Origin of the sequence: Streptomyces colwelliae, assembly GCF_048158785.1 — a bacterium.
GTDB lineage: Bacteria > Actinomycetota > Actinomycetes > Streptomycetales > Streptomycetaceae > Streptomyces.
Window position 1 is genome coordinate 1 of record NZ_JBLTJC010000816.1, and the last position, 1,158, is coordinate 1,158.

Genomic DNA, 1,158 nt, shown 5'->3' on the forward strand with positions numbered 1-1,158 from the left:
GTCCGCAGTCAGCCCTCCTCAGTCGTCGTCCGGGTGCGGGGCGCGGGGGCCGCCCAGTTCCACCGCCGTGCAGCGCCAGCGGAGGTCCGCGCCGCGTTCCAGGCGGAAGGCCATGGCTCGCACCTGGTCACCCGCGCCGATGCGGGCGAAGGCCTCCACGGCGCCCTCGCGGGCAACGTAGTAGCCGATGTCCCGAACCACCGGGCGGGTGCCCCGGGTGGCGCGCAGGGGGCCGTGTTCGGCGAGGCGGGCCAGTTCGTCGTAGGCGCGGCCGGCGGTGTGCCGGAGCATCCAGTGGACGGGCCGCTGACCGCTCAGCACGGCGAGGAGGCGGTCGGCGAAGAGATCGGTGGGGCGGGGCTGCGGGACACGGCTGAGGGCGGCTTGGGTGGGCGCGGTGTGGGGTTCGGCTCGACCTGAGGCGGGAGAGGGCGTGGCAGGGGCTGCGCTGCGACCCGGCGACGGTGCGAGGGACGTCGGGGCCGCGGCCCTGCTCGACGCGGCCGTGGGCGTCGTACGAGCTGCGCCTCGGCCTGCCGTGGCCGAAGCTGGCGTGCGAAGGCTGCGGCCCGGAGCGGCCGGTGGGCGGCCGTCTCCCCGGGCCGGGCGAGCTGCGCCTCGGCCGGTTGTCGCTGTGGGGGCGGCCGCGCGTGACGCCGGGGCCGCGTCGGCGGTCGCCCCGGTTCCGGGAGTCGTGGGAAGTGAGCCCCCGACGTCGGCCGCCGTGCCAGGCAGGGCCGCCCTCCCCGACCCCGAGGCCAAGCGCACGGCCTGGGAGGCGATGTTCACCACCGATGACCTCTCCAACTACCTCTTCACCGCCACCGCCCAGGGCTTCTGGCAACCCGAACAGGCCGACCTGGTACGGGAGTACGTGCCCCGCTTCTACACGGACGCGGTAGCCCTCGCCGCCCGCCGGGGCCCCGCCATGGCCGACGCCGCCGGCCGCTGGGCCTTCCCCACCCACGCCGTCGACCCCGAAACCCTCCGCCTCGGCGAGGAGTGCCTGCGCGACGCCGACCTCACCCCGTCCCTGCGCCGCAAGCTCGTCGACCAACTCGACGACCTGGAGCGCGCATTGCGAGTGAGGGGAGCACAGTCCAGTCCGTCCGGCGTTTGAGGACGAGGCCGTTCAGGCCGATAGCGGGGGTCTGGGGG

At 75.7% G+C, this 1,158-nt stretch carries 1 protein-coding gene and 1 pseudogene; one reads left to right on the top strand and one right to left on the bottom strand.

The window, feature by feature from the left end; genetic code table 11:
* Positions 1 to 18 precede the first annotated feature (18 nt).
* Positions 19 to 735 (bottom strand): Rv3235 family protein, encoded by a 717-nt coding sequence (locus ACNFOC_RS54570; protein WP_416966339.1) that lies wholly within the window; start codon positions 733 to 735, stop codon positions 19 to 21.
* On the opposite strand from ACNFOC_RS54570, the pseudogene ACNFOC_RS54575 reads away from it, so the two are divergent.
* Positions 629 to 1,120: pseudogene (locus ACNFOC_RS54575) on the top strand (ERAP1-like C-terminal domain-containing protein); the annotation flags it as partial. The gene ACNFOC_RS54570 and the pseudogene ACNFOC_RS54575 sit on opposite strands and share 107 nt — an antisense overlap.
* Between the last annotated feature and the right edge of the window lie 38 nt (positions 1,121 to 1,158).